This is a genomic window from Pseudomonas sp. SDO52101_S400, from assembly GCF_054071635.1.
On the sequence record NZ_JBSVWF010000032.1, the window covers coordinates 15,543 to 41,048 of the forward strand.

Annotated in this window: 29 protein-coding genes; 20 read left to right on the top strand and 9 right to left on the bottom strand. The window is 60.7% G+C overall.

All coding sequences use genetic code 11. The features are described 5' to 3' along the window. Positions 1 to 100: 100 nt before the first annotated feature. Positions 101 to 1,018, top strand: coding sequence for a LysR family transcriptional regulator (locus ACW9HX_RS17155; RefSeq protein ID WP_457381503.1), 918 nt, complete (start codon positions 101 to 103; stop codon positions 1,016 to 1,018). Here the strand turns inward: ACW9HX_RS17155 and ACW9HX_RS17160 are convergent. Continuing rightward, on the bottom strand, positions 991 to 1,317 hold the full coding sequence (locus tag ACW9HX_RS17160) for a DUF883 family protein (protein WP_007953918.1): 327 nt from the start codon (positions 1,315 to 1,317) through the stop codon (positions 991 to 993). The two genes, ACW9HX_RS17155 and ACW9HX_RS17160, sit on opposite strands and share 28 nt — an antisense overlap. Positions 1,318 to 1,473: 156 nt before the next feature. On the opposite strand from ACW9HX_RS17160, the gene ACW9HX_RS17165 reads away from it, so the two are divergent. Continuing rightward, the gene (locus ACW9HX_RS17165; protein ID WP_003220389.1) at positions 1,474 to 1,689 is read left to right on the top strand and encodes a dodecin; all 216 of its coding nucleotides are present in this window, start codon (positions 1,474 to 1,476) and stop codon (positions 1,687 to 1,689) included. Positions 1,690 to 1,814: 125 nt separating this feature from the next. Beyond that, positions 1,815 to 2,039, top strand: coding sequence for a DUF1161 domain-containing protein (locus tag ACW9HX_RS17170; RefSeq protein WP_457381504.1), 225 nt, complete (start codon positions 1,815 to 1,817; stop codon positions 2,037 to 2,039). A 78-nt stretch (positions 2,040 to 2,117) separates the two neighbouring features. On the opposite strand, the gene ACW9HX_RS17175 is transcribed toward ACW9HX_RS17170, so the two are convergent. After that, entirely contained in the window at positions 2,118 to 3,119 is a 1,002-nt protein-coding gene (locus ACW9HX_RS17175; protein WP_039764807.1) for an LLM class flavin-dependent oxidoreductase, read from the bottom strand. A 241-nt stretch (positions 3,120 to 3,360) separates the two neighbouring features. Here ACW9HX_RS17175 and ACW9HX_RS17180 point away from each other — a divergent pair, with 241 nt between their 5' ends. After that, positions 3,361 to 3,792: an OsmC family protein gene (locus tag ACW9HX_RS17180; RefSeq protein WP_065260634.1), complete on the top strand. Its 432-nt coding sequence runs from the start codon at positions 3,361 to 3,363 to the stop codon at positions 3,790 to 3,792. A 102-nt stretch (positions 3,793 to 3,894) separates the two neighbouring features. Continuing rightward, entirely contained in the window at positions 3,895 to 4,134 is a 240-nt protein-coding gene (locus tag ACW9HX_RS17185) for a DUF1161 domain-containing protein (RefSeq protein ID WP_457381505.1), read from the top strand. A 6-nt stretch (positions 4,135 to 4,140) separates the two neighbouring features. Here the strand turns inward: ACW9HX_RS17185 and ACW9HX_RS17190 are convergent, their stop codons facing one another. Continuing rightward, positions 4,141 to 4,560, bottom strand: coding sequence for a PA0061/PA0062 family lipoprotein (locus ACW9HX_RS17190; protein WP_408987647.1), 420 nt, complete (start codon positions 4,558 to 4,560; stop codon positions 4,141 to 4,143). A gap of 40 nt (positions 4,561 to 4,600) precedes the next feature. Next, a complete protein-coding gene (locus ACW9HX_RS17195; protein ID WP_457381506.1) occupies positions 4,601 to 5,023 on the bottom strand; it encodes a PA0061/PA0062 family lipoprotein in 423 nt (140 codons plus the stop codon). Between the two features lie 59 nt (positions 5,024 to 5,082). Between ACW9HX_RS17195 and ACW9HX_RS17200 the strand changes: the two genes are divergently transcribed. Continuing rightward, positions 5,083 to 6,165 (top strand): aminopeptidase, encoded by a 1,083-nt coding sequence (locus ACW9HX_RS17200; RefSeq protein WP_457381507.1) that lies wholly within the window; start codon positions 5,083 to 5,085, stop codon positions 6,163 to 6,165. 102 nt (positions 6,166 to 6,267) lie between these two features. Here ACW9HX_RS17200 and ACW9HX_RS17205 read toward each other — a convergent pair whose 3' ends face one another. Then, on the bottom strand, positions 6,268 to 6,918 hold the full coding sequence (locus ACW9HX_RS17205) for an HAD family hydrolase (protein WP_457381508.1): 651 nt from the start codon (positions 6,916 to 6,918) through the stop codon (positions 6,268 to 6,270). Between the two features lie 28 nt (positions 6,919 to 6,946). Continuing rightward, positions 6,947 to 7,492 (bottom strand): gamma carbonic anhydrase family protein, encoded by a 546-nt coding sequence (locus tag ACW9HX_RS17210; RefSeq protein ID WP_085647197.1) that lies wholly within the window; start codon positions 7,490 to 7,492, stop codon positions 6,947 to 6,949. Positions 7,493 to 7,554: 62 nt separating this feature from the next. On the opposite strand from ACW9HX_RS17210, the gene prlC reads away from it, so the two are divergent. After that, entirely contained in the window at positions 7,555 to 9,633 is a 2,079-nt protein-coding gene (gene prlC / locus ACW9HX_RS17215) for an oligopeptidase A (protein WP_457381509.1), read from the top strand. Further along, the gene (locus tag ACW9HX_RS17220) at positions 9,630 to 9,914 is read left to right on the top strand and encodes a YheV family putative zinc ribbon protein (RefSeq protein WP_457381510.1); all 285 of its coding nucleotides are present in this window, start codon (positions 9,630 to 9,632) and stop codon (positions 9,912 to 9,914) included. Before prlC ends, ACW9HX_RS17220 begins: the two co-directional genes overlap by 4 nt. A 46-nt stretch (positions 9,915 to 9,960) precedes the next feature. Here the strand turns inward: ACW9HX_RS17220 and ACW9HX_RS17225 are convergent, their stop codons facing one another. Further along, positions 9,961 to 10,605 carry a dual specificity protein phosphatase family protein gene (locus ACW9HX_RS17225; protein WP_457381511.1) on the bottom strand — a complete coding sequence of 215 codons (645 nt, stop codon included), beginning with the start codon at positions 10,603 to 10,605 and terminating at the stop codon, positions 9,961 to 9,963. Positions 10,606 to 10,901: 296 nt separating this feature from the next. Between ACW9HX_RS17225 and ACW9HX_RS17230 the strand changes: the two genes are divergently transcribed. The 6 genes from ACW9HX_RS17230 (at position 10,902) to ACW9HX_RS17255 (ending at position 18,469) form a co-directional block, all read left to right on the top strand. Beyond that, on the top strand, positions 10,902 to 11,648 hold the full coding sequence (locus ACW9HX_RS17230) for a gluconate 2-dehydrogenase subunit 3 family protein (protein WP_457381512.1): 747 nt from the start codon (positions 10,902 to 10,904) through the stop codon (positions 11,646 to 11,648). Positions 11,649 to 11,650: 2 nt separating this feature from the next. Continuing rightward, entirely contained in the window at positions 11,651 to 13,435 is a 1,785-nt protein-coding gene (locus ACW9HX_RS17235) for a GMC family oxidoreductase (RefSeq protein ID WP_457381513.1), read from the top strand. Positions 13,436 to 13,447: 12 nt separating this feature from the next. After that, entirely contained in the window at positions 13,448 to 14,749 is a 1,302-nt protein-coding gene (locus tag ACW9HX_RS17240) for a c-type cytochrome (RefSeq protein WP_457381514.1), read from the top strand. 74 nt (positions 14,750 to 14,823) lie between these two features. Further along, complete coding sequence (locus ACW9HX_RS17245; protein WP_457381515.1) at positions 14,824 to 15,882, top strand: PA0069 family radical SAM protein; 1,059 nt, start codon at positions 14,824 to 14,826, stop codon at positions 15,880 to 15,882. Positions 15,883 to 16,120: 238 nt separating this feature from the next. Further along, positions 16,121 to 16,852: a carbonic anhydrase gene (locus ACW9HX_RS17250; RefSeq protein WP_457381516.1), complete on the top strand. Its 732-nt coding sequence runs from the start codon at positions 16,121 to 16,123 to the stop codon at positions 16,850 to 16,852. Between the two features lie 90 nt (positions 16,853 to 16,942). Next, positions 16,943 to 18,469 carry a SulP family inorganic anion transporter gene (locus ACW9HX_RS17255; RefSeq protein WP_457381517.1) on the top strand — a complete coding sequence of 509 codons (1,527 nt, stop codon included), beginning with the start codon at positions 16,943 to 16,945 and terminating at the stop codon, positions 18,467 to 18,469. 51 nt (positions 18,470 to 18,520) lie between these two features. On the opposite strand, the gene ACW9HX_RS17260 is transcribed toward ACW9HX_RS17255, so the two are convergent. Next, positions 18,521 to 19,153 (bottom strand): hypothetical protein, encoded by a 633-nt coding sequence (locus ACW9HX_RS17260; RefSeq protein WP_085733841.1) that lies wholly within the window; start codon positions 19,151 to 19,153, stop codon positions 18,521 to 18,523. 369 nt (positions 19,154 to 19,522) lie between these two features. Between ACW9HX_RS17260 and coxB the strand changes: the two genes are divergently transcribed. From coxB to ACW9HX_RS17280, 4 genes are all read left to right on the top strand, one after another. Further along, positions 19,523 to 20,650, top strand: coding sequence for a cytochrome c oxidase subunit II (coxB, locus tag ACW9HX_RS17265; protein ID WP_457381518.1), 1,128 nt, complete (start codon positions 19,523 to 19,525; stop codon positions 20,648 to 20,650). Between the two features lie 82 nt (positions 20,651 to 20,732). Further along, positions 20,733 to 22,319 (top strand): cytochrome c oxidase subunit I, encoded by a 1,587-nt coding sequence (gene ctaD / locus ACW9HX_RS17270; RefSeq protein ID WP_102621155.1) that lies wholly within the window; start codon positions 20,733 to 20,735, stop codon positions 22,317 to 22,319. Positions 22,320 to 22,448: 129 nt separating this feature from the next. Next, positions 22,449 to 23,000: a cytochrome c oxidase assembly protein gene (locus tag ACW9HX_RS17275; RefSeq protein WP_457381519.1), complete on the top strand. Its 552-nt coding sequence runs from the start codon at positions 22,449 to 22,451 to the stop codon at positions 22,998 to 23,000. Positions 23,001 to 23,025: 25 nt separating this feature from the next. Then, a complete protein-coding gene (locus ACW9HX_RS17280) occupies positions 23,026 to 23,913 on the top strand; it encodes a cytochrome c oxidase subunit 3 (RefSeq protein ID WP_457381520.1) in 888 nt (295 codons plus the stop codon). A 13-nt stretch (positions 23,914 to 23,926) separates the two neighbouring features. Here ACW9HX_RS17280 and ACW9HX_RS17285 read toward each other — a convergent pair whose 3' ends face one another. After that, a complete protein-coding gene (locus tag ACW9HX_RS17285) occupies positions 23,927 to 24,130 on the bottom strand; it encodes a twin transmembrane helix small protein (protein ID WP_065260656.1) in 204 nt (67 codons plus the stop codon). Positions 24,131 to 24,201: 71 nt separating this feature from the next. Between ACW9HX_RS17285 and ACW9HX_RS17290 the strand changes: the two genes are divergently transcribed. Continuing rightward, a complete protein-coding gene (locus ACW9HX_RS17290) occupies positions 24,202 to 24,942 on the top strand; it encodes an SURF1 family protein (protein ID WP_457381521.1) in 741 nt (246 codons plus the stop codon). Then, positions 24,908 to 25,501, top strand: a complete 594-nt coding sequence (locus ACW9HX_RS17295) for a hypothetical protein (RefSeq protein WP_457381522.1) — start codon at positions 24,908 to 24,910, stop codon at positions 25,499 to 25,501. Before ACW9HX_RS17290 ends, ACW9HX_RS17295 begins: the two co-directional genes overlap by 35 nt. Positions 25,502 to 25,506: the final 5 nt, after the last annotated feature.

The following is a 25,506-nucleotide window of genomic DNA, read 5'->3' on the forward strand; positions in this document are numbered from 1 at the left end:
CGGATTTCACGAGAAGACAATGGCGTTCACTCTACCCCTGACCTTGCAGGCTGAAAACCGATAAGATCGCCACAACCTGTCAGGAAAACTCACAGATATCATGAGCCATGACCTTCCCCCGCTGAACGCCCTGCGTGCATTCGAAGCCACCGCCCGCCTGAACAGCGTCAGCCAGGCTGCCGAGCAACTGCACGTCACCCACGGCGCGGTCAGCCGCCAGCTCAAAGTGCTGGAAGAGCACCTCGGCGTCAGTCTTTTCGTCAAGGACGGTCGCGGCCTGAAACTCACAGATGCCGGCATCCGCCTGCGCGATGCCAGCGGCGAGGCGTTCGACCGCTTGCGCAGCGTCTGCGCCGAACTGACTCAAAGCACCGTTGACGCTCCGTTCGTGCTCGGTTGCTCCGGCAGTCTGCTGGCGCGCTGGTTCATCCCACGACTGGGCCGACTGAATGCCGATCTGCCGGATTTGCGACTGCACCTGTCCGCCGGTGAAGGAGATCTCGACCCGCGCCGCCCGGGGCTGGATGCATTGCTACTGTTCGCCGAACCGCCATGGCCGGCCGACATGCAAGTCTATGAGCTGGCCAGCGAGCGTATCGGCCCGGTCATGAGCCCGCTGTTCAGCGGCTATCAACAACTGCAATCGGCACCACCCACTGCCTTGCTTGTCGAGCCGTTACTGCACACGACCTCTCGCCCACAAGCCTGGCCGAGCTGGGCGCAGCAAAGCGGCCTCGATGCCAAGGCATTGAAGCTGGGACAAGGTTTTGAGCATTTGTATTACTTGCTGGAGGCTGCCGTAGCAGGATTGGGCGTAGCGATTGCTCCGGAACCATTGGTCGCCGAAGACTTGAAGGCCGGACGCCTGGTCGCGCCATGGGGTTTTTGCGAAACCCCGGCGCAACTGGCGTTGTGGCTACCCAAGCGCGCCGCAGACGGGCGCGCCCGGCAATTGGCGCAGTGGCTCAAGTACGAGCTGCGCCAGGCGGATCACTCGCCGCGCTTGAACAGCAAATAAGCGGCCAGCAGACCCAGCGCACCGACCGCCACACCGGCGGTCGTCCACGGATGTTCCTGCGCGTAGTCACGGGTGGCGATCCCGGTCTCGCGGGTTTTGACTTTGACTTCTTCGTAGGCATCGCTGAGCAGGCTGCGCGAATGTTTCAGCGCGCTTTCGGCGTTGCCCTTGAGCGCCTTGAGGGTCTTGCGCGACTCGTCTGAAGCGTCGTCCTTCAGGCTTTCCAACGACTTGAGCAGACTCTCGATCTCCGCTTCCATGCTTTGCAACGAGGCTTTGCGTAACGAGGTGTTGGCCATGGTGGCTCTCCTGCATTGGTGATGAGTGGCGTGTGTTGTTTGGGACTTCACGGGTTCCGGAAAGTGCAGAAAATCTGAACTCCGGATTCTCCCGGCGACCGAAATCAACAGCGCAAATCGCTGCTAGGCTCAAATCCACACGCCAAGGAGATCGCCATGAGTGACCATCACACCTACAAGAAAGTCGAGCTGGTCGGTTCGTCCACCAGCAGCATCGAAGACGCTATCAACAACGCGTTGGCCGAGGCCAACAAGAGCATCAAGCATCTGGAATGGTTTGAAGTGGTCGATACCCGCGGCCACATCAAGGACGGCAAGGCTGCCCACTTTCAAGTGACTTTGAAAGTCGGGTTCAGGATTGCCAGCAGCTGAGTTTGGGCTACGCTTCTGAACTTGCGCGCTGGCCGAGTGCCATAGGAATGGCAAAGCGCTACAGGGTGAGCGCATCGAGTGAACTCGATGTCCGCCTCTTTTAATCCGACCAGGGAGTGCGACCGATGAAGAAGTTCATGTTGGCAGTAGGTTTGTTGAGCCTTGCGGGTGGTGCGTTTGCTGCCGGCAAGCCTTGCGAAGAAGTGAAAGCCGAGATCGCGGCAAAACTGGACGCGAAACACGTCTCCGGTTATTCGCTGGAAATCGTCGATAAAGCTGCAGCAGCGGGCGGCAAGGTCGTCGGCAAGTGCGAGGGCGGCACCAAGGAAATCGTCTACAAACGCGGTTGATCGCGCCTGAAATGCAAAAGCCGACGCAATGCGTCGGCTTTTTTGTACCCGGCTATCTTTGTGCAGAACTATCAGAACTCAGCCCTTCATCACCTGCGCCAGCAATTCGTAGGAATGCAGGCGATCGGCATGTTCGTACAGATCGCAGGTAAAAATGAGCTCATCGGCCTGGGTCTGTTCGATCAGCACTTCCAGTTTCGCGCGGATTTTCTGCGGGCTGCCGACCATCGCCAGACCGAGGAAATCCCCCACCGCCTCACGCTCGTGTGGAAGCCACAGGCCGTCCATGGTTTTCACCGGAGGACGCTGCACCAGACTTTGCCCACGCATCAGCGCAAGGATTCGCTGGTACACCGAGGTTGCCAGGTAATCGGCCTGTTCGTCGGTGTCGGCAGCCACCAGCGGCACGCCGAGCATCACGTACGGTTTATCGAGCACCGCCGAGGGCTTGAAGTGATTGCGGTAGACCCGAATCGCTTCGTGCATGAAGCGCGGTGCGAAATGCGAGGCAAAGGCGTAAGGCAAACCGCGCTCACCGGCCAGTTGCGCACTGAACAGGCTGGAGCCGAGCAACCAGATCGGCACGTTGGTGCCGGTGCCCGGCATCGCGATCACACGTTGATCCGGAGTACGCGGGCCGAGGAACCGCGCCAGTTCGGCCACGTCTTCCGGGAAGTCGTCGGCACTGCCGGAGCGCTCACGGCGCAGGGCTCGGGCAGTCATCTGATCGGAGCCGGGCGCACGGCCCAGGCCGAGGTCGATCCGCCCCGGATACAGGCTTTCAAGGGTGCCGAACTGCTCGGCAATCACCAGCGGCGCGTGGTTGGGCAGCATCACGCCACCAGAACCGACACGGATGGTCGACGTGCCGCCGGCCAGATAGCCCAGCAAAACAGAGGTGGCGGAACTGGCGATGCCGTCCATGTTGTGGTGCTCGGCGACCCAGAATCGGGTGTAGCCGAACTTCTCGACATGCTGCGCCAGATCCAGCGAGTTGCGCAGCGACTGCGCCGGGCTGCCGTTTTCGCGCACCGGCACCAGATCGAGGGTGGAAAACTTTACGTCGGACAGTTGCTTCATAAACCTGCATCTCCGATTGAGGGCGCAGGTTTGTTCTTGGCGAACGCAAACCTGCCCAATTCATAAGCGTGTTCTGTGCAATAAGGGCATATACCCGAGTTTCAATAGCCGATCCGAAATTTCCTACTAAAAAAGTCAACGATTCAGATGAGCTGAACTTTGTTCCGGCGTCTATCCTCAGAAGCCTTGCAAGTAAAAACCCTGAAGGCGCGGCGTTTCGCGCCGAATTGAGGAGGCACACATGGCTATCGTGAAGAAGGCATCCGCACATTGGGAAGGTGACCTGAAAACCGGCATCGGCTCGATCTCCACCGAAACCGGCGTCCTGCGGGAAGCGCCTTACGGCTTCAAGGCCCGCTTCGAGGGCGGCAAGGGCACCAACCCGGAAGAACTGATCGGCGCCGCCCATGCCGGCTGTTTCTCCATGGCGTTCTCGATGATCCTCGGTGATGCCGGGCTCAAGGCCGAAAGCATCGACACCCAGGCCGAAGTCACCCTCGATCAGGTTGACGGCGGTTTCGCGATCACTGCAGTGAAGCTGATACTCAAGGCGAAAATTCCCGGTGCAACCCAGGCGCAGTTCGAAGAACTGAGCAACAAAGCCAAGGAAGGTTGCCCGGTGTCGAAAGTACTGAACGCGAAGATCAGCCTGGATGCGTCGCTGGTCAGTTGATTGACTTGAGCCGAATCAGAACCCGCCAGGCAAAAATGTGGTCGAATAAATGACAGCAGCTTTCGCGCATCTTCGTGCGCGCTGCTCCCAGGAGCTTCAACCATGAAACGTTTTGCTTTGGCGGTTATCTGTGGCGTGCTGGCAACGTCGGCCTTCGCGGCGCCAAAAGATTGCGAAGAACTCAAGAAAGAGATCGAAATCAAGATTCAGGCGAATGCCGTGCCCTCCTACACCCTGGAGATAGTCTCCAAAGAGGAAGCCGAAAAGCATGACGTCGCTATGGTCGTCGGCACTTGCGACAACGGTTCAAAAGCCATCATCTACCAGAAGAACGACAGCTGATTCAGGCTAGATGGCGCAATAGGTGTCGCGATCCTCGGCGACGATTTCCCGCTTGGCGTTATACAGCCGGGCGCTGGGCGTAAACATCAGGGAGCGACCCTCCAGCACGTAACGCTGACCCGCTTCGAAATGGTCGAAGCGGATGGTCAGGTAGCACAGGCGCTCCACAGGGTCGTTCAACATGCCAGCTCCTCCACCGGGTGCCTCGAAATCGAAACGTACCAGCAACTCATGGCTGCCGGGCGTTACCTGGAAAAAACGCCCGTCATTCAAGCTCTGCTTGTCGAGACGCTCGGCCATCAGCAGTTTTCCGCCCGGGGTCGGCGTCGAGAACTCGACCCAGGCCATGTTGGGGTCAACCGGTGGCATCGGCGTCTGACAACCGGCGAGCACGCCGGCAACCAGTAACAGCATCGACTTGCGCATGATGAATGTCCGTGAATTCGGGCATCCAGCATAACGCCGATCAGGTGCGCTGACAGCCTGCCGGCTTACCTTGGCCGACTACGTTTTTCTGCTGGTCATAGAGCTTGGCCCACGGCCGGAAACCGATGTTGCCAGCCTGGAGCTGATAGCGCTGGCCGGCGTTGAAGTCGGTGAATTTCAGGTTCAGCTGGCAATCGCGCCACAGTGGTTCGGCGTCCGGGCCGATGTTGGTCGCCGCCACCGGAAACTGATAGCGCACCGTCAACTCATGGCTGCCGGGTTGTACCTCGAAGTAGCGTTTGTCGACGGCAGCCTTGTTGTCGACTTCCAGCGCTTGCAGCGCCGTGTCCTGTTGCCGGGTATCCAGATCGATCCAGGCTTGAGTGGGGTCGGGCGAAGGCATTCCGAATCCGGCACAACCGGCCAGCGTCAGCAGGCCTCCCGTCAGTATCAACATGCGCATGGCGGAGCTCCAATGGGCGGGATAGTCTTGCGATCAGACTTTCCGGGGGATTTCTTATTGTGATCAGGCCGTTTCCAAGCCTTGGGTTACTTGATCGCGTTTTGCGGGTTTTGTTTCCGAGCACATTGCTTTTGCTGCTCAACGGTTGTTCCAGCGTCAGCTATTACAGCCAGTTGGCCAGCGGCCAGTTGCAATTGCTGCGGGCTCGCGAGCCGGTGGCCAAGGTGATCGCCGACCCGAGCCGGGACGCCACACTGCGTGCCCACCTGGCCCAGTCGCAGAAGGCCCGGGATTTCGCCAGCGAACACCTGCACCTGCCGGATAACCAGAGCTATCGCCTGTACGCCGATATCCATCGGCCGTACGTGGTGTGGAACGTGTTCGCCACCCCGGAGTTTTCCCTGAGCCCGCAGAACCATTGCTTCCCGGTTGCCGGTTGCGTGGCCTATCGCGGCTACTACAACCAGAGTGCAGCGCGGGGCGAGGCGGCGATCCAGCGTCTGCAAGGCATGGATGTGTCGATTGGCGGCGTCGAAGCCTATTCGACCCTGGGCTGGTTCAATGACCCGATCCTCAACTCGATGATGGGCTGGGGCGACGAACGGTTGGCCACGCTGATCTTTCATGAGCTGGGCCACCAACGTTTCTATGTGAAGGACGACACCGAGTTCAACGAATCCTATGCCACGTTTGTCGAGCAGGAAGGCACCCGGCAGTGGCGGGCGTTTCGTGGCCTGCCGCCAGAGAACGACGCTCAGCTCAAACGCCGGGATCAGTTCATTCAACTGATCCTCGATACCCGCGCCCGGCTGGAAAAGCTGTACACACAACCGATGCCCGTCGAGCAGATGCGCGAACGCAAGGCCGACGAATTCGAACGGTTTCGCCGGGACTATCGGCTGATGCGCGACAGCCAGTGGGCCGGAGACAAGCGTTACGACGCCTGGGTCAATGCGCCGCTGAACAATGCGCGGTTGTTGCCGTTCGGGCTGTATGACCAGTGGGTGCCGGCGTTTGCTGCCTTGTTCAGGCAGGTCGGTGGGGATTGGCTGAGGTTTTATGCGGAGGTGGAGAGGTTGGGTGAGTTGCCGGTGACTGAGCGCAAAGCGGCATTGAAAGCCTTGGTAGATTCGAAAGTTTGAGTGGCTGAAAGGGCCTCTTCGCGAGCAAACCCGCTCCCACATTGATTTTGTGTTTAACACAGACCCAATGTGGGAGCGGGCTTGCTCGCGAAGGCTATCTGATCAGCGCTGCAGAAACGCCTGATGCAACTCGGCCAGGGTTTCGAAGTGATAAGCCGGCGCCTCGGCATTCAACTCTTCAAAACTGCCAAACCCATAACCAACAGCCGCGGCATCCAGCCCGTTGCTGCGGGCACCGATCAGGTCGTGCTTGCGGTCACCGATCATCAGCGTGCTGGCCGGATCCAGCCCTTCTTCGGCGATCAAGTGGGCAATCAGCTCGACCTTGTTGGTACGGGTGCCGTCCAGCTCGCTGCCGTAAATCACCTTGAAGTGTTTGGCAAAATCAAAGTGCCGGGCGATTTCCCGAGCGAACACCCACGGTTTTGAAGTCGCGATATACAGCTGCCGGCCTTGGCCACCAAGGGTTTCCAGCAACGGCGTGACGCCCTCGAACACCCGATTCTCGTACAGGCCTGTCACCTTGAAGCGCTCGCGATAGAAATTCACCGCCTCCCAGGCCTTTGCTTCATCGAAGCCATAAAACTGCATGAACGCCTGCAACAGCGGCGGGCCGATGAAGTGTTCCAGCTTGGTCAGGTCCGGCTCATCGATGCCGAGTTTGCTCAAGGCGAACTGGATGGAACGAGTGATGCCCTCACGCGGGTCGGTCAGGGTGCCATCGAGGTCGAACAGTACGGTCTGGTAATGCATGAAAAATCCCGAGCAATAGAGTGAAAAGTCAGAGCTGGTCGTAGCCTTCGGCCAGATGCAGGTCCTTGAGCTTCACGTAGTTCGCCGCGCTGTAGGTAAAAAAGGCATTTTCCTTGTCGGTCAACGGGCGGACCTGCTTCACCGGGCTGCCGACGTACAGGAAACCGCTTTCCAGGCGCTTGCCCGGTGGCACCAGGCTGCCGGCGCCAATGATCACGTCGTCCTCGACCACCGCGCCGTCCATGACGATGCTGCCCATGCCGATCAGCACGCGGCTGCCGACGGTGCAGCCATGCAGCATCACCTTGTGGGCGATGGTCACGTCATCGCCGATCAGCAGCGGAAAACCGTCCGGATTGAACGGTCCGGCGTGAGTGATGTGCAACACGCAGCCATCCTGCACGCTGGTGCGTGCGCCGATACGGATGCGGTGCATGTCGCCCCGGATCACCGTCAACGGCCACACGGAGCTGTCTTCGCCGATTTCGACGTCGCCGATCACCACCGCAGAGCCGTCGACAAAAGCGCCTTTGCTCAAGCGTGGGGTGTGATTCTGGTACTTGCGAAGGGACACGATTAGTTCTCTCTCTGTCGCCGATAGCTGCGGTGGGTGTCGATTGTAATTAAGATGGGCGCATGTTTCTTCCAGCCAAGGTGCCAACCGTGAGCGTGAACAACCCTCTTCTGCAGTCCTACGACCTGCCGCCGTTCTCCGCGATCCGTGCCGAACACGTGCAGCCGGCCATCGAAACCATCCTGGCCGACAACCGCGCCGCCATCGCCGAGATCCTCAAGACCCAGGGCCAGAACCCGACGTGGGCCGGGCTGGTGCTGGCGATGGACGAGCTAAATGATCGCCTGGGTGCTGCCTGGAGCCCGGTCAGCCACCTCAATGCCGTGTGCAACAGCGCCGAACTGCGCGAAGCCTACGAGTCGTGCCTGCCGGCATTGAGCGCCTACTCCACCGAAATGGGCCAGAACCGCGAGCTGTTCCAGGCCTATGAAGCCCTGGCCAACAGCCCGGAAGCCGCCGGTTTCGACGTGGCGCAGAAAACCATTCTGGAACACGCCCTGCGCGACTTCCGCTTGTCGGGTATCGATCTGCCGGAAGCCGAACAGAAGCGCTACGCCGAAGTGCAGAGCAAGCTGTCCGAGCTGGGCAGCCGCTTCTCCAACCAGTTGCTCGACGCCACTCAGGCCTGGACCAAGCACCTGACCGACGAAGCCGCCCTCGCCGGCCTGACCGACTCGGCCAAGGCGCAAATGGCCGCTGCGGCACAAGCCAAAGGTCTCGATGGCTGGCTGATCACCCTGGAATTCCCGAGCTACTACGCGGTAATGACCTACGCCCAGGACCGTGCGCTGCGCGAAGAAGTCTACGCCGCCTACTGCACCCGTGCGTCGGATCAAGGCCCGAATGCCGGCCAGAACGACAACGGCCCGGTCATGGGTGAAATCCTCGACCTGCGTCAGGAACTGGCCAAACTGCTCGGTTTCTCCAGCTTCTCCGAGTTGAGCCTGGCGACCAAAATGGCCGAATCCAGCGATCAGGTGCTGAGCTTCCTGCGCGACCTGGCCAAGCGCAGCAAGCAGTTCGCCGCCCAGGACCTGCAACAGCTCAAGGCTTACGCCGCCGAACAGGGCTGCGCCGATCTGCAAAGCTGGGATAGCGGTTTCTACGGGGAAAAACTCCGCGAACAACGCTACAGCGTCGCCCAGGAAACCCTGCGCGCTTACTTCCCGATCGACAAGGTACTGGGCGGCCTGTTCGCTATCGTTCAGCGTCTGTACGGCATCGAAATCGCCGAACTGAAAGGCTTCGACACCTGGCATCCGGACGTTCGCCTGTTCGAAATCAAGGAAAACGGCCAGCACGTCGGCCGCTTCTTCTTCGACCTCTACGCCCGCGCCAACAAGCGCGGCGGTGCCTGGATGGACGGCGCCCGCGACCGTCGCCGCACGATCGACGGCGTGCTGCAAAGCCCGGTGGCGAACCTTGTGTGCAACTTCACCCCGGCCGACAGCGGCAAGCCTGCGCTGCTGACCCACGATGAAGTCACCACCCTGTTCCACGAATTCGGCCACGGCCTGCATCACCTGCTGACCCGCGTCGAGCATGCCGGCGTGTCCGGCATCAACGGCGTGGCGTGGGACGCGGTCGAGCTGCCGAGCCAGTTCATGGAAAACTGGTGCTGGGAGCCGGAAGGTCTGGCACTGATTTCCGGCCACTACGAGACCGGCGAACCGCTGCCGCAGGATCTGCTGGAAAAAATGCTCGCGGCGAAGAACTTCCAGTCCGGCCTGATGATGGTGCGTCAGCTGGAATTCTCGCTGTTCGACTTCGAACTGCACGCCACTCACGGCGACGGCCGCAGTGTGCTGCAAGTGCTCGAAGGCGTGCGTGACGAGGTGTCGGTGATGCGTCCTCCGGCGTACAACCGCTTCCCGAACAGCTTTGCGCATATCTTCGCCGGCGGTTACGCGGCGGGTTACTACAGCTACAAGTGGGCAGAAGTGCTGTCGGCGGATGCCTTCTCCAAGTTCGAAGAAGATGGCGTGCTGAATGCCGACACCGGTCGCGCCTTCCGCGAAGCGATCCTCGCCCGCGGCGGCTCGCAGGAGCCGATGGTGCTGTTCGTCGACTTTCGTGGCCGTGAGCCGTCGATTGACGCACTCTTGCGCCACAGCGGCCTGAGTGAGGACGCGGCAGCATGAGTGAGGCACCTGTGAAGACCAAAAAACGCTTTATCGCCGGGGCAGTCTGTCCGGCGTGCAGCGAGCCGGACAAGCTGATGATGTGGAGCGAGGACGACGTTCCGCACCGCGAATGCGTGGCTTGCGGCTACAGCGATACGCTCAATGCCCAAGGGCTGTCGGTTCCGAAAGAGCTGGGTACGCGGGTCAACACCAGCGCGCTCAAGCCTGCACCGGACAAGACGGTTCAGGCGGTGCAGTTCTTCCCGAATCCGAAGCTGAAGAAAAAGCCCGAAGACTGATACCGAGAATCGACCTTCCACGGTGCAATGCCGTGGAAGGTGCGAATTACTTGAGGTTGACGGTCTGGAACCAGCTCTTCATCGAGCAGGTAGCGAACGCACTGGTGCTGCAATCGCCATTGGCCAACGCGGTACGCAGCTTGTCGACATCAGCCTGCATCACGTAGCGCACGCCGTCCTTGAAGTGACCGCTTTCACCGAAACCGCCCTGGGTCATTTCGTTCAGGGCGTCTTCCTTGCTCCAGCCTTGCACCACGATGCGGTACATCGCGGCCATCAGGCCGGTGCGGTCGGAACCGTGCTTGCAATGCATCAATACCGGACCGCTGGCTTCGGCAGTCTGGATTGCACGCAGGGTCTTGAGCACGTCGCTGTCATCGACATGATTGGTGCGATACGGCAGTTGCACCTGATTGATGCCCGGGGCATTCAGCCAGCTCGAATCCGCTTCCGGCAGAAAGTTGATGACCGTGGCCACTTTCAGGTTTTGCAGCAACGGCACTGCACCGGCATCAGGGAGCGCACTGCGATAAAGCGTGGGCGACATCTGAAAGAAGTTGTATTTCACTTCGACCGGTTGCGCCCACTCCGGAGGGCGAGAAACCGGCGCATCTGCGGCATGGGCCGGGATCGAGCCGAGCAGGGCAAACAGCGAGAAACAGATCGCAGAGGAAAAACGCTTCAAGGACATGCTGTGCGGTGACCGTGTGGGATTCGTCAGTGAGGGCGGCAGCTTGAGGGTTGTCCAGTCAAATCCCCGTGAGGCGTATGTCAAAGAAACGTGAAGCCAGGGAAATCCTTCGTCGCAAATTCGGGCTTTTTTCGACTGAATCGATTCATCCGGTTGGTTAGGCTGCTACCATTTGTCACATCATGTTGCAGGTGCGTCCCCCTTTTCCGGGTCATTCCTGCTTCGTCGCAACCAACCACTCCAAAGCCGTCCCCAGAAACGGCTGATAACCATCAATGCCTGATGAGGTGCACCCCATGTCTGATCAAGATCGAGACAACCCGCGGCGTGAGTTTTTGCGCAAATCCCTGACCCTGATCCCGGTGGTCACCCTCGCTGGCACCGGCCTGGGCAGCAGCGTGCTGCAAGCCGCCCCGCAAAGCGCACCGGATGCGGCGCCGGCAAAACCGGCCGCCGCTGACGCAAATGTCTATCAGCCGAGCTACTTCACCGCCGAAGAGTGGGCGTTCATCAATGCCGCCGTCGCGCAGTTGATCCCCAACGATGCCCAGGGCCCCGGTGCTCTCGAGGCTGGCGTGCCGGAATACATCGACCGTCAGATGAACACCCCGTATGCCGCCGGTGCCCTCTGGTACATGCAAGGCCCGTTCAACGCCGACGCCGCGCCGGAGATGGGCTGGCAGAGCAAACTGGTCCCGAAAGAGATCTATCGCCTCGGCATCGCCGCCACGGATCAGTGGGCAAAATCCCTCAACGGTAAAACATTTGCCGAGCAAGACAGCGCTACCCGAGACGATTTGCTCAAGCAGCTTGAAGCCGGAAAACCACAATTCGACGCCGTTCCGGCGAAGATTTTCTTCAATCTTTTGCTGCAAAACACCAAGGAAGGGTTCTTCTGCGACCCGATCCACGGTGGCAATAAAGGCATGGTCGGCTGGACCATGATCGGCTTCCCCGGCGCCCGCGCCGATTTCATGGATTGGGTGGAACGTAACGAGCAATACCCCTTCCCGGCAGTTTCGATTCGCGGCGAGAGGGCGTGAGCATGGCAACGGTAATGAAGAAGGTTGACGCAGTGATCGTCGGTTTCGGCTGGACAGGCGCGATCATGGCCAAGGAACTGACCGAAGCAGGCCTCAACGTGCTGGCGCTGGAGCGCGGGCCCATGCAGGACACCTACCCTGACGGCAACTATCCTCAGGTGATCGACGAACTCACCTACAGCGTGCGGAAAAAACTCTTTCAGGACATATCCAAAGAGACCGTCACCATTCGTCACAGCGTCAACGACATCGCCCTGCCGAACCGCCAGTTGGGTGCGTTCCTGCCGGGCAATGGCGTAGGCGGCGCCGGGCTGCACTGGTCGGGGGTGCACTTTCGCGTCGATCCGATCGAGTTGCGCATGCGCAGCCACTACGAAGAGCGTTACGGCAAAAGCTTCATCCCCAAGGACATGACCATCCAGGACTTCGGCGTCAGCTATGAAGAGCTGGAACCGTTCTTCGATTTCGCCGAAAAAGTCTTCGGCACCTCCGGCCAGGCCTGGACCGTGAAAGGCCAACTGGTCGGCCAGGGCAAGGGTGGCAACCCATACGCGCCGGATCGTTCAAACCCGTTTCCGCTGGAAGCGCAGAAGAACACGGTTTCCGCACAACTGTTCGGCAAAGCGGCCACAGAGGTCGGTTACAAACCCTACAACCTGCCTTCCGCAAATACTTCGGGCCCGTACACCAACCCTTACGGCGCGCAGATGGGTCCGTGCAACTTCTGCGGTTTCTGCAGTGGCTACGTTTGCTACATGTATTCCAAGGCTTCGCCAAACGTGAACATTCTGCCGGCGCTGAAACCGCTGCCGAATTTCGAACTGCGGCCCAACGCCCACGTCCTGCGGGTCAACCTCGACAGCACGAAGACCAAAGCCACCGGCGTCACCTACATCGACGGCCAGGGCCGGGAGATCGAGCAACCGGCGGATCTGGTGATCCTCGGCGCGTTCCAGTTGCACAACGTGCGGCTGATGCTGCTCTCCGGCATTGGTAAACCGTACGACCCGGTCAGCGGCGAAGGCGTGGTCGGGCGTAACTTCGCCTACCAGAACATGGCGACCATCAAGGCGTTCTTCGACAAGGACACTCACACCAACAACTTCATTGGCGCCGGTGGCAACGGCGTGGCGCTGGACGATTTCAACGCCGACAACTTCGACCACGGCCCACACGGCTTCGTCGGTGGCTCGCCGATGTGGGTCAACCAGGCTGGCAGCCGACCGATTGCCGGCACCTCCAACCCGCCGGGCACGCCGGCCTGGGGCAGCGACTGGAAACGCGCGACCGCCGACTACTACACCCATCAGGTGTCGATGGACGCTCACGGCGCGCATCAGTCCTACCGTGGCAACTACCTCGATCTGGATCCGGTGTACCGCGATGCCTACGGCCTGCCGCTGCTGCGGATGACCTTCGACTGGCAGGAAAACGACATCAAGATGAACCGCTTCATGGTCGAAAAAATGGGCAAGGTCGCGCAAGCCATGGGACCGAAAGCCATTGCCGTGCTCGGCAAGAAAGTCGGCGAGCACTTCAACACCGCGTCCTACCAGACCACCCACCTCAACGGTGGCGCGATCATGGGCACCAATCCGAAGACCAGCGCGTTGAACCGCTACTTGCAGAGCTGGGACGTGCACAACGTGTTCGTTCCGGGTGCCTCGGCGTTCCCGCAGGGCCTCGGTTACAACCCGACCGGGCTGGTCGCCGCGCTGACCTACTGGTCGGCCAAAGCGATCCGCGAGCAATACCTGAAAAACCCCGGCCCGCTGGTTCAGGCTTAAGGAGCGATGACCATGAAGACTCTCGTTATCGCGACCCTGGCGCTGCTCGGCAGCGCTGTTGTTCATGGCGCCGAAGTTGATCAATCCTTGATCAAGAAAGGTGAATACCTCGCCCGTGCCGGTGACTGCGTGGCTTGCCACACGGCCAAGGACGGCAAACCGTTCGCCGGCGGCCTGCCGATGGAAACCCCGATCGGTACGATCTACTCGACCAACATCACCCCGGACAACACCGGGCTGGGCGGCTACAGCTTCGAGGAGTTCGACCAGGCCGTGCGGCATGGTGTGGCCAAAAACGGCAGTACCTTGTACCCGGCGATGCCGTACCCGTCCTACGCCCGCGTCAGCGAAACCGACATGCAGGCGCTGTACGCCTACTTCATGCACGGCGTTGAACCGGTTGCGCAGGAGAACAAGGCCAGCGACATCCCGTGGCCATTGAGCATGCGCTGGCCGCTGATGGGCTGGCGCTGGCTGTTTGCGCCGAAGGTCGAGGACTACAAACCCGCGTCGGACGATGCCGTCGTCAGCCGTGGGGCGTATCTGGTGGAAGGCCTCGGACATTGCGGCGCCTGCCATACGCCACGGGCCCTGACCATGCAGGAAAAATCCCTGAGCGCGGCCGAAGGCAGCAGTTTTCTGTCAGGCAGTGCCCCGCTGGAAGGCTGGATCGCCAAGAGCCTGCGCGGCGACCACAAGGACGGCCTCGGCGGCTGGAGCGAAGAACAACTGGTGCAGTTCCTGAAGACCGGCCGCAGCGACCGCAGCGCGGTGTTCGGCGGCATGAGCGACGTGGTCACCCACAGCATGCAGTACATGACCGACGCCGACCTGACTGCAATTGCCCGTTATCTGAAATCGCTGCCGGCGAATGATCCTGCCGATCAGCCGCACCAGTACGACGAGAAAGCCGCCAAGGCCCTGTGGAACGGTGATGACAGTCAGCGTGGCGCGTCGGTGTACATCGACAACTGCGCGGCGTGCCACCGCACCGACGGCCACGGCTACACCCGGGTATTCCCGGCGCTTGCGGGCAATCCGGTGCTGCAATCGGACGACCCGACCTCGCTGATCCACATCGTTCTCAAGGGCGGCACCCTGCCTGCGACGCACACTGCTCCATCGACCTTCACCATGCCTGGCTTCGCCTGGCGCCTGTCAGATCAGGAAGTGGCGGACGTGGTGAGCTTTATCCGTGGCAGTTGGGGTAACAAAGGTGCGCCGGTCAAGGCCGCTGATGTTGCCGAGTTGCGCAAGGAAGACATGAAGCACACCTCGAACGATGACCTCGGCCAGGTGACACAGCACAACTGACTGTTCGCCCAACGGCACTAGTCAGATGCACAGCGCCCCGATACTGTACATACACACAGTATCGAGGCGCTGCCATGTCCACTCCCCTTCCCCCGCGCGGTCGCGGCACCGCCACCAATCCGCACAACCGCTTCGCCCCGAGCCGATCAGTGGCCGAGGACGACGGCTGGTATCAAGAAGTGCCACTGACCCAGGGCACTGAAGTCAGCTTCGAGACGGCGAAAACCATCATCACCCGCAACACCTCGCCGGACCTGCCCTTCGACCGCTCCATCAATCCCTATCGCGGCTGCGAGCATGGTTGCATCTATTGCTACGCACGGCCGAGCCACGCCTACTGGGACATGTCGCCGGGGCTGGATTTCGAAACGAAGCTGATCGCCAAGACCAACGCCGCCCAGGTGCTGGAAGAACAGCTGGGAAAAAAAGGCTATCAATGCGCGCCAATCAACCTTGGCTCCAATACCGATCCCTACCAGCCGATCGAACGCGAACACCGGATCACCCGGCAAACCCTCGAAGTGCTGCTGCGCTACCGGCACCCGGTGACTATCGTCACCAAGGGCTCGCTGATCCTGCGCGACCTCGATCTGCTCACCGAACTGGCGCAACAACGGCTGGTGGCAGTGATGATCAGCCTCACCACCCTGGACGACGAACTCAAACGCATCCTCGAACCCCGCGCCGCCGCGCCCAAGGCCCGATTGCGGGCGATCCGGGTGATGCGCGAAGCAGGAATTCCGGTCGGTGTGCTGTGTTCGCCGATGATTCCAATGATCAACGACAGTGAAATCGAAAGCCTGCTGACCGAAGCCCACGCCGCCGGCGCCCAGAGCGCCGCGTACATGATGTTGCGCCTGCCGCTGGAAGTGGCGCCGCTGTTCGAGGAATGGCTGGAGGCGCACTATCCGCAGCGTGCCGCCCATGTGTTGAGCCTGATCCGCCAGAGTCGTGGCGGTGAGCTCTACGACAGCCGTTTTGGCGCACGCATGCGCGGTGAAGGGCCGTTCGCCGACCTGCTCGCACAGCGCTTCACCAAAGCGCTCAAGCGCCTGGGGCTCAATCACCGGGAAGGCTTCAACCTCGACTGCACGGCCTTCTGTCCGCCGGGTCGTCAGATGGCGCTGATTTAGGAACAATTGGCCTGTGGTTGCGAGGAAGGAATGCTTGACCCGGTTTACGCCGGTCATACATTTTGTGACCTGGAACACACGTTCTAGAGCGCTTGATTCAGTTTGAGTTAAGTTTCGGCGGTTACCTTGTTCATCGAGTGACTGACGGGTCGGGATGACTCGGATGTTCTAAACAGCCACTGGCTTCACACCGGAATACACGGGAACGACTCCCCGAATCCGCCAATGAGGATGAATCATGAGTGACAAGGATAAACAGCCGTTGGCTGCGTCGGCGCAAGCCGCCCCTGTGGCGGAATCCGCCGATGCAGCGTTGAAGCATATCGTTGACGGCTTTTTGCATTTTCATCATGAGGTCTTTCCGCAACAGGAAGAACTCTTCAAGAAACTCGCCACGGCCCAGTCACCACGGGCCATGTTCATCACCTGCGCCGACTCGCGCATCGTGCCTGAACTGATCACCCAGAGTTCGCCCGGCGATCTGTTCGTGACCCGTAACGTCGGCAACGTCGTTCCGCCCTACGGCCAGATGAACGGTGGCGTTTCCACCGCCATCGAATACGCGGTACTGGCCCTTGGTGTGCAGCACATCATCATTTGTGGCCACTCCGATTGCGGCGCCATGCGCGCAGTGCTCAATCCGGACAGCCTGGAAAAGATGCCGACGGTCAAAGCCTGGCTGCGCCACGCCGAAGTCGCGAAAACCATGGTGCATGACAACTGCAACTGCACCGACGAAAAAGAAAGCATGCCGATCCTCACCGAGGAAAACGTCATCGCCCAACTGCAGCACTTGCGAACCCATCCTTCGGTAGCCTCGCGCATGGCGAACGGCCAACTGTTCATCCATGGCTGGGTCTACAACATCGAAACCAGCGAAATCAAAGCTTACGACGCGGATCAGGGACGCTTCCTGCCGCTCGACGGCAGCCATCCGATTCCGGTGGCGACGCCCAAAGCGCGCTTCTAAATCCTCCTAAAAATCCGTGTGGTCTGACGCCGGTCGCTGTTTCAGCGACCATGCTTCACCACGCCTGAAGAAAACTTCGGGAGAGTCATCATGCGTGCGGCTCAATTGAAAGCTGTGTTGCCACGGGAGCTGCTCGCTTCAGTGGTGGTGTTTCTGGTCGCCCTGCCGCTGTGCATGGGCATTGCGATTGCTTCGGGGCTACCGCCGGCCAAAGGTCTGATTACCGGGATCATCGGGGGTCTGGTGGTGGGCTGGCTGGCGGGTTCGCCGTTGCAGGTCAGCGGGCCGGCGGCGGGTCTGGCGGTGCTGGTGTTCGAACTGGTGCGTCAGCACGGCATCGAGATGCTCGGGCCGATCCTGCTGCTGGCGGGTTTTCTGCAACTGGTGGCCGGGCGTCTGAAGCTTGGTTGCTGGTTCCGGGTCACAGCACCAGCGGTGGTCTACGGGATGCTCGCGGGGATCGGCGTGCTGATCGTGCTCTCGCAGGTGCATGTAATGCTGGATGCCGCGCCGAAACCTTCGGGGCTGGACAACCTGACAGCGTTTCCCGGCGCGGTGGCGCAGGCCATGCCGTCCTTTGGCTGGCAGGCCGGGTTGCTCGGGCTGTCGACCATCGCCGTGATGTGGTTGTGGGAGAAGTTTCGCCCGCATTCACTGCGCTTCATTCCCGGTGCGCTGCTCGGCGTCGGTCTGGCGACAGGCGCCAGCCTGTTGTTGGCGCTGCAAGTGAAGCGGGTTGAAGTGCCGGCAAATCTGGCCGAAGCCATCGACTGGCTGAAACCGGCGGACCTGCTGAGTCTGGCCGACCCGACGCTGCTCATCGCCGCGTTCGCCGTGGCGTTCATCGCCAGCGCCGAAACCCTGCTCTCTGCCGCCGCCGTGGATCGCATGCACAGCGGCCCGCGTTCGGACTTCGACCGCGAGCTGTCGGCACAAGGGGTCGGCAACATGCTCTGCGGGCTGGTCGGCGCGCTGCCGATGACGGGGGTGATCGTGCGCAGTTCGGCCAACGTCCAGGCCGGTGCGACCACGCGCTACTCGACGATTTTCCATGGTCTGTGGCTGCTGGCCTTCGTGCTGTTGCTGTCGAGTGTGCTGCAGAGCATTCCAGTGGCGAGTCTGGCCGGGGTGCTGGTCTACACCGGTTTCAAACTGGTGGATCTGAAAGCCTTTCGCGGCCTGGGGCGTTATGGGCGGATGCCGATGTTCACCTACGCCGCGACGGCGCTGGCGATCATCTTCACCGACCTGTTGACTGGCGTACTGATCGGTTTCGGCCTGACCCTGGTGAAACTGGCGTTCAAGGCTTCGCGGCTGAAGATCAGCCTGGTCGATCTGCCGCAGGACGGGGAAATGGAATTGCGTCTGGTGGGCGCGGCGACGTTTCTCAAGGTGCCGGCCCTGACTCAGGTGCTGGCCAGCATTCCTCAGGGCACGACGGTGCATGTGCCGCTCAACAACCTGAGCTACATCGACCATTCGTGTCTGGAATTGCTTGAGGAGTGGGGCCGGGCCAATGCGGCCAAGGGTTCGAAGCTGTTGATCGAGTCGCGCGGGTTGAAGCGCAGGCTTGAGGGAAGGATCCGAACCACCACCGGCATCGGTGCGGCGGGCTGAAAATATTTGGGGGAACAGAGCCATCTGTTCCCCCAAACGTTTGCGCAGAGATCAAGCCGCAGGCTGATCCAGTTCCAGGCCCACGCCCAGACGGCGGCTCATGCACGGCCAGCGTTTCCACGCCGCGCCGGTGTCCGGGCTGCTGAGTTTCTCGCGGTAGGCTTCCACTGACTCCAGCGCAAAGCTGTCGTCGTCGAGCATGCTGTCCACCGCGTGGTGCACCACTTCATCAAGTTGATTGGCAAATTCCTCACCGAGCAACTGGTGAGCAATCAGATTGGCGACCGTCATGTCCAGGGGGATCAGTGGCTGGCCGAAATGCTTGATGTACAGGTCGTTGACCTCTTCGACAAAGCGATGCGCCAGGTAGGCTTCGTCCAGCAGACTGTCCAGGCCGACAGGCGGCTGGAGAAAGTACTGTTCGGCGATTTTCAGCACCGGTTTGATCTGTGACTCGATTCCCGCTTCCCTGGCGACTTCATTGGCTGCATCCAGCAGGTCTGGCACTTCATCGATGTAGGCGGCGACAAAACGCGTCAGCACGCCGTTGGCGTCGGTTTCCGGCAACTGGATCGCCGGGTGCAGGTGTTGCAGTTGGCTTTCGAGCTGACGGGTCAGCTTTCCGGTTTCAATCTCGTGTTGTCGGGCTATATGGATCTGCTCGCGCAATGCGGCGGTGTTCATGAAAACTCCAGGAAACAAGGCAATGAAATAGGGAAGACATAACTTAGCTGGCTTACGAAAAATGCTAAGACGCATTTGTCATAATTATTTCATCCTTGATGCAACGGCGTTATATCGGTTTGCCACCACTCGTCTGCATCCTTCTCCATTCGTGCCCTTGAACGCAAGTGCCAGCTGTTTCATTCGATTTACGTCCCCGCATTGCATTTTTCAGCCGCTGTCTATACTCGCCATTGAATGGAGTTAGCTGATGACGCCCGACTGCACCCGCAGCAAGGCCCGGCGATTCAAGTTCGTAGTCTGATGCAGCCGCTCCCTTGCCGCAGGCGAAAGCCGGCGGGATAACAAGAACGATAAGGGGAACCCGCAATGATGCGACATCCACACGTCTGGATGGGCCTCCTGTTGTGGTCGATTTTCAGCCCGGTGCAAGCTGCCTGGACTGTGAATATGGCGCCTGGAGCGACTGAAATCAGTCACGCAGTATTCGACCTGCACATGACCATTTTCTGGATCTGTGTGGTGATCGGGATCATCGTCTTCGGCGCCATGTTCTGGTCGATGATGGTGCACCGCCGTTCTACCGGGCAGGTCGCCGCAAAATTCCACGAAAGCACCACCGTCGAGATTCTCTGGACCGTCGTCCCGCTGCTGATCCTGGTTGCGATGGCGGTACCGGCGACCGCCACCCTGATCCGCATGTACGACACCAGTGAGCCGGATATCGATATCCAGATCACCGGTTATCAGTGGAAGTGGCACTACAAATACCTGGGCCAGGACGTCGAGTTCTTCAGCAACCTGGCTACTCCCGCCGAGCAGATCCACAACAAGGAAGCCAAGGGCGAGCATTACCTGCTCGAGGTCGACAAGCCGCTGGTGCTGCCGACCGGCGCCAAGGTGCGCTTCCTCGTCACCTCCGCCGACGTGATCCACTCCTGGTGGGTGCCGGCCTTCGCGGTCAAGCGCGATGCGATCCCCGGGTTCGTCAACGAAGCCTGGACCCGCATCGACAAGCCCGGCATCTACCGGGGCCAGTGCGCCGAGCTGTGCGGCAAGGATCACGGCTTCATGCCGATCGTGGTCGACGTCAAGGAGAAGGCCGACTACGAAAAATGGCTGGCCGATCGCAAAGCCGAGGCTGCGCAACTCAAAGAGCTGACCAGCAAGGAATGGACCCTCGACGAGCTCAAGGAGCGCGGCGACAAGATCTACCACACCACCTGCGTGGCCTGTCACCAGGCCGAAGGCCAGGGCCTGCCGCCGATGTTCCCGGCGCTCAAGGGCTCGCCGATTGCCACCGGGCCGAAGGCCGATCACCTGCACCGCGTGTACTTCGGCAAACCGGGCACCGCCATGGCGGCGTTCGGCAAGCAACTCTCGGAAGTCGATATCGCAGCGGTCGTGACCTACGAACGTAACGCCTGGGGCAACAACAAGGGCGACATGGTCACGCCAAAAGAAGTGCTGGAGCTGAAACAGGCGGAAAGCAAATGAGCCGGTCTATTGCGTACTTCGTGAACCGGCCGGGGCAAGGCGCCCCGGCCTGCCAAGTCCACTCACTTGAAGGAGACCGGCCATGAGCGCTGTCATCGATGACCACGGTCATGCCGACCACGCCCACGGCCCCGCCAAAGGCCTGATGCGCTGGGTGCTGACCACCAACCACAAGGACATCGGCACGCTGTACCTGTGGTTCGCGTTCTGCATGTTCCTGCTCGGCGGCTCGTTCGCCATGGTGATCCGCGCCGAGCTGTTCCAGCCCGGCCTGCAGATCGTCGAGCCTGCGTTCTTCAACCAGATGACCACCATGCACGGGCTGGTGATGGTGTTCGGTGCGGTGATGCCGGCGTTCGTCGGCCTCGCCAACTGGATGATCCCGTTGATGATCGGCGCGCCGGACATGGCCCTGCCTCGGATGAACAACTTCAGCTTCTGGCTGCTGCCGGCGGCGTTCCTGCTGCTGGTCTCGACCCTGTTCACCGCGGGTGGCGGGCCGAACTTCGGCTGGACGTTCTATGCACCACTGTCCACGACCTACGCACCGGAAAGCGTCACCTACTTCATCTTCGCCATCCACTTGATGGGGATCAGTTCGATCATGGGCGCGATCAACGTGATCGCGACCATCCTCAATCTGCGCGCCCCCGGCATGACCCTGATGAAAATGCCGCTGTTCGTCTGGACCTGGCTGATCACCGCGTTCCTGCTGATCGCGGTGATGCCGGTGCTGGCCGGGTGCGTGACGATGATGCTGATGGACATCCACTTCGGCACCAGTTTCTTCAGTGCCGCCGGTGGCGGTGACCCGGTGCTGTTCCAGCATGTGTTCTGGTTCTTCGGCCACCCCGAGGTGTACATCATGATCCTGCCGGCCTTCGGCGCCGTCAGCCAGATCATCCCGACCTTCTCGCGCAAGCCGCTGTTCGGCTACACCTCGATGGTCTACGCCACGGCGAGCATTGCGTTTCTGTCGTTCATCGTCTGGGCGCACCACATGTTCGTGGTGGGCATTCCGCTGGTGGGCGAGTTGTTCTTCATGTACGCGACCATGCTGATTGCGGTGCCGACCGGGGTGAAGGTGTTCAACTGGGCCAGCACCATGTGGCAAGGCTCGCTGACCTTCGAGACGCCGATGCTGTTTGCCGTGGCGTTCGTGATCCTGTTCTCCATCGGCGGTTTCTCCGGGCTGATGCTGGCCATCGCCCCGGCGGACTTCCAGTACCAGGACACCTACTTCGTGGTCGCGCACTTCCACTACGTACTGGTGCCGGGGGCGATCTTCGGGATCTTCGCTTCCGCCTACTACTGGCTGCCGAAATGGACCGGCCACATGTACGACGAAACCCTGGGCAAGCTGCACTTCTGGCTGTCCTTCGTCGGCATGAACATGACCTTCTTCCCGATGCACTTCGTGGGGCTGGCGGGGATGCCGCGGCGGATTCCGGACTACAACCTGCAGTTCGCCGACTTCAACATGGTCTCGTCGATCGGCGCGTTCATGTTTGGCGCCACGCAGATCTTCTTCCTGTTCATCGTGATCAAGACCATCCGTGGCGGCGAGCCGGCACCGGCCAAGCCGTGGGATGGTGCCGAAGGTCTGGAGTGGAGCGTGCCGTCGCCGGCGCCGTATCACACCTTCACCACGCCGCCGGAAGTGAAATGAACACTTTCTGCCTTGTGGAAACTCCTGTGGGAGCGGGCTTGCCCGCGATGGCGGCCTGCCTGAAACACCGCGTCGGCTGCATCGCTGGCAAGCCAGCTCCCACAGGGTTCTCGGCCGAGGGCAAAGATCATGGCTGACTCGATCTCGATGAAGAAGCTGGTCACCCGACTGCTCGGCGTGGTGGTGGCGATGTTTGTCTTCGGTTTTGCCCTGGTGCCGATCTACGACGTGATGTGCAAGGCGTTCGGCATCAATGGCAAGACCGCCGGGCAGTACGAAGGCGAGCAGGTTGTGGATAAGTCCCGACAGGTGCGGGTGCAGTTCCTGTCGACCAACAATGTCGACATGCCTTGGGATTTCTATCCCAAGCATGACGAACTGACGGCTAACCCTGGCGCGGTCAACGAGATGATCTTTATCGCCCGCAATCCCACCGACAAACCGATGAGCGCCCAGGCCGTGCCAAGCATCGCCCCGAGCGAAGCGGCGGCGTATTTCCACAAGACCGAATGCTTTTGCTTTACCCAGCAGGTGCTGCAGCCCGGTCAGCAGATCGAGATGCCGGTGCGTTTCATCGTTGACCGCGACATGCCCAAGGACGTGAAGCACCTGACGCTGTCCTACACGCTGTTCGATATCACCGCCCGACATCCTCCGGTGGCTGCAAACACTGGCGGTTAAGCGTGCCCGATAAGGAGAACAATAAATGGCAACTCATGAGCACTATTACGTCCCGGCCCAGAGCAAATGGCCGATCGTCGCGACCATCGGCATGGTCACCACGGTGTACGGCCTGGCGACCTGGTTCAACGATCTGAAGGCAGCGCGGCCGGAATCCCACGGCCCGCTGATCTTTTTCGTCGGTGGCCTGTTGCTGGCGTACATGCTGTTCGGCTGGTTCGGCACAGTGATCAAGGAAAGCCGTGCGGGGCTGTACAGCCCGCAGCTGGACCGCTCGTTCCGCTGGGGCATGAGCTGGTTCATCTTCTCCGAGGTGATGTTCTTCATCGCCTTCTTCGGCGCGCTGTTCTATGTGCGGCACATTTCCGGCCCGGCGCTGGGCGGCGAAGGCACCAAAGGCATCGCCCACATGCTCTGGCCGAACTTCCAGTTCACCTGGCCACTGCTGCACACACCGGATCCGAAAATGTTCCCGCCGCCCAAGGAAGTCATCAGCCCCTGGGGTTTGCCGCTGATCAACACCATCCTGCTGGTGAGCTCCAGCGTGACCATCACCATCGCCCACCACGCCTTGAAGAAAGGTCATCGCGGTGCGCTGAAACTGTGGCTGTTGATCACCGTGCTGCTGGGCTGTGGCTTCCTCGCCTTGCAGGCCGAGGAGTACATGCATGCCTACCACGAACTGGGCCTGACCCTCGGTTCCGGCATCTACGGCGCGACGTTCTTCATGCTCACCGGTTTCCACGGCGCCCACGTGACCATCGGCACGATCATCCTGTTCGTGATGTTGATGCGGATCATGCGCGGGCACTTCGACAACGAGCACCAGTTCGGCTTCGAAGCCGCGAGCTGGTACTGGCACTTCGTCGATGTGGTGTGGATCGGCTTGTTCATCTTCGTTTACGTGCTCTGAGGATCGGACAGAGCTACCAAGGCGCGTGCGACACCAGTTGGCCGCTGTAGAAACCCCAGGCAATCAAGCCGACGGTGCAAGCGGCCAATGCCACCCGAACACTCAAGGCGATGACCAGGCGATTTGAACTGCTGTCGTCCTTGACCAGGAAAAACAGGCCGCTGAACAGGCTGATCACCGTGGCAATCAGCATCAGGACGATCGCTGCTTTGAGCATGGGAAGACTCCGGGGGTACAGGCGATGCAATCAAGTATAGCGGTCGCATTCACTGCTTTTCTGGCGCGGCCATGAAGCGCTTTCGGCCGGGCGTCGTGCCGACGCTGGTGGTCGCCTTGCTGCTGCCGCTGCTGATTTCGCTGGGCTTCTGGCAACTGGGCCGGGGCGCGGAGAAAACCGCCCTGCTCGCCAGCTACGCCGAACGCCGGGCCGCAGAACCGATGGCCAGTACCGAGCTGCTGCACAGCGCCGATCCGGCCTTTCGCCGGGTGCATTTGCACGGCCGGTTCGATGCCGATCACAGCCTGCTGCTGGACAACCGTCAGCGGGACGGAAAGGTCGGCGTCGAATTGCTGCAACCGTTTCAGGATCAGCGCACCGGCCGGTGGCTGCTGGTCAATCGCGGATGGCTGCCTTGGCCGGACCGGCGCGTTACCCCGCAATTCAAGACACCGGCCGATGCCGTGAATGTCGATGCCTGGGTGTATGTCGCTCCCGGCGCGACCTTCCAGCTACACGCCGACCCGGTCAGCAGCACCTGGCCGCAAACCGTCACCGCCGTCGAACCCGCCAAGTTGTGGAAAACCCTTGAGCGCGACGGCTTCGCCTATGAATTACGTGCTGAACCTGGCCCAGCCAGTTATCAGGCCGATTGGCCGGTGGTTGCCATGGGCCCGGAAAAACACCTCGGTTACGCCGTGCAGTGGTTCGCCATGGCCACCGCCCTGTTCGGTCTCTACCTCTATCTCGGCTGGCACAACGCAAAGGAGAAACACCATGGGAGCGGCCATGAATCCACCCAGCATGTCTGAAGCAAAAGCCCCGGCCAGTCGTCGTCGCGGACGCATTCAACTGCTGCTGATCCTGCTCGGCGTGATCGGCCCGATGATCCTCGCCACCGGCATGTACAAGTTGCAGTTCTGGGTGCCGGACGGTCGCAGTTATCACGGCGAACTGATCGGCAACGGCCAGAGCCGCGCCGACCTCGGTGTAACGGCTGGCGAAGAACGCTGGCAGATGCTGGTGACCGCACCGAAAGACTGCGCGGTGGACTGCCAGCAACTGGTGTACCTGGCGCGGCAGATCCAGATCGGCCTCGGCCGCGATGCCGGGCGCGCCAGCCATGCCCTCGCCGCCGCGCAACCTTTGAGCGCCGACTACGAAGCCAAGCTGACCCGCGAATATCCACAGCTACAACGTTACCCGCTGGACACCGCCGCATTCAGCAAGGCTACCGGCGACAAAGCCACGCCACAGCTGTGGATCATCGATCCCCACGGCAATCTCGTGCTGCGCTACGACCCGAGTGTGAAGGGCAAGGATCTGCTCAACGACCTGCGTCACCTGCTGAAACTGTCGAACATCGGATAAGGGCA

Coding starts and splice junctions, on each gene's coding strand:
- ACW9HX_RS17225 (WP_457381511.1), bottom strand. CDS start 10,605: ATGTCCTTGAAGCGTTTTTCCTCTGCGATCTGTTTCTCGCTGTTTGCC.
- ACW9HX_RS17250 (WP_457381516.1), top strand. CDS start 16,121: ATGAGTGACAAGGATAAACAGCCGTTGGCTGCGTCGGCGCAAGCCGCC.
- ACW9HX_RS17175 (WP_039764807.1), bottom strand. CDS start 3,119: ATGAAGCAACTGTCCGACGTAAAGTTTTCCACCCTCGATCTGGTGCCG.
- ACW9HX_RS17190 (WP_408987647.1), bottom strand. CDS start 4,560: ATGCGCAAGTCGATGCTGTTACTGGTTGCCGGCGTGCTCGCCGGTTGT.
- ACW9HX_RS17160 (WP_007953918.1), bottom strand. CDS start 1,317: ATGGCCAACACCTCGTTACGCAAAGCCTCGTTGCAAAGCATGGAAGCG.
- ACW9HX_RS17220 (WP_457381510.1), top strand. CDS start 9,630: ATGAGTGAGGCACCTGTGAAGACCAAAAAACGCTTTATCGCCGGGGCA.
- ACW9HX_RS17155 (WP_457381503.1), top strand. CDS start 101: ATGAGCCATGACCTTCCCCCGCTGAACGCCCTGCGTGCATTCGAAGCC.
- ACW9HX_RS17275 (WP_457381519.1), top strand. CDS start 22,449: ATGGCTGACTCGATCTCGATGAAGAAGCTGGTCACCCGACTGCTCGGC.
- ACW9HX_RS17185 (WP_457381505.1), top strand. CDS start 3,895: ATGAAACGTTTTGCTTTGGCGGTTATCTGTGGCGTGCTGGCAACGTCG.
- ctaD (WP_102621155.1), top strand. CDS start 20,733: ATGAGCGCTGTCATCGATGACCACGGTCATGCCGACCACGCCCACGGC.
- ACW9HX_RS17230 (WP_457381512.1), top strand. CDS start 10,902: ATGTCTGATCAAGATCGAGACAACCCGCGGCGTGAGTTTTTGCGCAAA.
- ACW9HX_RS17295 (WP_457381522.1), top strand. CDS start 24,908: ATGGGAGCGGCCATGAATCCACCCAGCATGTCTGAAGCAAAAGCCCCG.
- ACW9HX_RS17235 (WP_457381513.1), top strand. CDS start 11,651: ATGGCAACGGTAATGAAGAAGGTTGACGCAGTGATCGTCGGTTTCGGC.
- ACW9HX_RS17245 (WP_457381515.1), top strand. CDS start 14,824: ATGTCCACTCCCCTTCCCCCGCGCGGTCGCGGCACCGCCACCAATCCG.
- ACW9HX_RS17280 (WP_457381520.1), top strand. CDS start 23,026: ATGGCAACTCATGAGCACTATTACGTCCCGGCCCAGAGCAAATGGCCG.
- ACW9HX_RS17165 (WP_003220389.1), top strand. CDS start 1,474: ATGAGTGACCATCACACCTACAAGAAAGTCGAGCTGGTCGGTTCGTCC.
- ACW9HX_RS17260 (WP_085733841.1), bottom strand. CDS start 19,153: ATGAACACCGCCGCATTGCGCGAGCAGATCCATATAGCCCGACAACAC.
- ACW9HX_RS17255 (WP_457381517.1), top strand. CDS start 16,943: ATGCGTGCGGCTCAATTGAAAGCTGTGTTGCCACGGGAGCTGCTCGCT.
- coxB (WP_457381518.1), top strand. CDS start 19,523: ATGATGCGACATCCACACGTCTGGATGGGCCTCCTGTTGTGGTCGATT.
- ACW9HX_RS17240 (WP_457381514.1), top strand. CDS start 13,448: ATGAAGACTCTCGTTATCGCGACCCTGGCGCTGCTCGGCAGCGCTGTT.
- ACW9HX_RS17290 (WP_457381521.1), top strand. CDS start 24,202: ATGAAGCGCTTTCGGCCGGGCGTCGTGCCGACGCTGGTGGTCGCCTTG.
- ACW9HX_RS17285 (WP_065260656.1), bottom strand. CDS start 24,130: ATGCTCAAAGCAGCGATCGTCCTGATGCTGATTGCCACGGTGATCAGC.
- ACW9HX_RS17195 (WP_457381506.1), bottom strand. CDS start 5,023: ATGCGCATGTTGATACTGACGGGAGGCCTGCTGACGCTGGCCGGTTGT.
- ACW9HX_RS17205 (WP_457381508.1), bottom strand. CDS start 6,918: ATGCATTACCAGACCGTACTGTTCGACCTCGATGGCACCCTGACCGAC.
- ACW9HX_RS17170 (WP_457381504.1), top strand. CDS start 1,815: ATGAAGAAGTTCATGTTGGCAGTAGGTTTGTTGAGCCTTGCGGGTGGT.
- ACW9HX_RS17180 (WP_065260634.1), top strand. CDS start 3,361: ATGGCTATCGTGAAGAAGGCATCCGCACATTGGGAAGGTGACCTGAAA.
- prlC (WP_457381509.1), top strand. CDS start 7,555: ATGTTTCTTCCAGCCAAGGTGCCAACCGTGAGCGTGAACAACCCTCTT.